This window comes from Phocaeicola sp. ICN-14070, from assembly GCF_037892625.1.
GTDB lineage: Bacteria > Bacteroidota > Bacteroidia > Bacteroidales > Bacteroidaceae > Phocaeicola > Phocaeicola plebeius.
The window spans coordinates 1-1,339 of record NZ_JBBKBF010000148.1; the positions used below are offsets into that span (position 1 = coordinate 1).

The following is a 1,339-nucleotide window of genomic DNA, read 5'->3' on the forward strand; positions in this document are numbered from 1 at the left end:
CCTCTGTTCATTTCCCGTCCTCCTTATTTTTATTCTGGTCAGTTTCTTTTGTTTCTCTGCGCTGCATCAGCTTGTCCATGTCCTTGGATATCTTGTCATCGGTGATGACGGCATAGACCTGGGTGCTTCGCAGGTTGGAATGCCCCATCATCTTGGCGATGCTTTCCATTGATATGCCCGAAGTAACCATGTTTACTCCGAATGTATGTCTTGCAACGTGTGCGGTAAGGTTCTCATTTATACCCAAAGCCACACCGAGTGAATGAAATTCAAACCACATGGAATCACGTGAAGAAAGAGGGAAAACAGGTTTGCTATCATCCGCTGTATTGTATAGCGACATTATTTGTTCAGCTATCGGATGCAAGGGAATGAACGCTTCGTTGTTGGTCTTTGCTCTTTTCTCACGGATGTATTTTCTACCGTCTGCCGTCATCCCGATATGGTGTGGATACAGGTTACGTAAATCGACATAAGCCAAACCTGTAAGGCTGGAGAAAACAAACATTCTTCGTGCCAACTCCAAAGCCTTATCCTCCATAGGAGTCTCCATAATGAGCAGCAAGTCATTTCTGGATATATGTCTACGCTTTGGTGAGCCTTTCTTTTCATATCCGACATCTTCCAATGGATTGAATTTCAGCAGACCTCTGTCAACAGCGATATAAACCAAGCGTTGCAGCCAACAAAGATTATGGTTCGTATTGGATGCACTATACCCTTTGCCAATCAAGAACAACTTATAAGATTTGCCAAATTCCTCAGTCAAATCTTCAAATGCAATGTCATTCATTCCTCGTAACCCGATGAACTCTCGCAAGTTTAGCTGCGATGTCTTAGATTGGCGATAAGAAGATGTTGAGTTAATACGGATGGAGCGCAGCCTAAGGCGTTCACGCTCCTCCTCGCCAGTGGCAAGCAATGTCATCGGGATAGTATTTGCATCAACAATAACATTCTTCAGAATCTCGGCGGTAACGATGCCCTTTTCCTTTGTTGCCTGCTCGTAGGCTTCGTCAATTCTTAGTCTGAACGCTTGCAGTTGTCCGTTCACTCTTGCATTCTTGGCTTCACCTTTTTTCGTGTCCCATTCTTCGGGAGCACAGTTAAGACCTGTTGCTATGGCTGACACTTTGCCGTCAATCGTGATACGGCAAAATATAGATGTGGTTCCGTCTGCCTTTACTCTGCCACGGTTGATATAATAAAACTGCTTGTATGTACTTCTCATTGTTATGTTCCTTTCTTATTTTGTGATAATATTACAGGACAAACTTGAAGTCCTTGTTGGCTTCGATGAACTTGTCCATATCCTCAAATAGCTTTTTCGGGGTGACAC

The 1,339-nt window shown here is 43.7% G+C and carries 1 protein-coding gene; it reads right to left on the minus strand.

Features of this window, described 5'->3' with window-relative positions; translation table 11 throughout:
* Positions 1-7: 7 nt before the first annotated feature.
* A complete protein-coding gene (locus tag WKT20_RS17975; protein WP_340417858.1) occupies positions 8-1,231 on the minus strand; it encodes a site-specific integrase in 1,224 nt (407 codons plus the stop codon).
* Positions 1,232-1,339 lie beyond the last annotated feature (108 nt).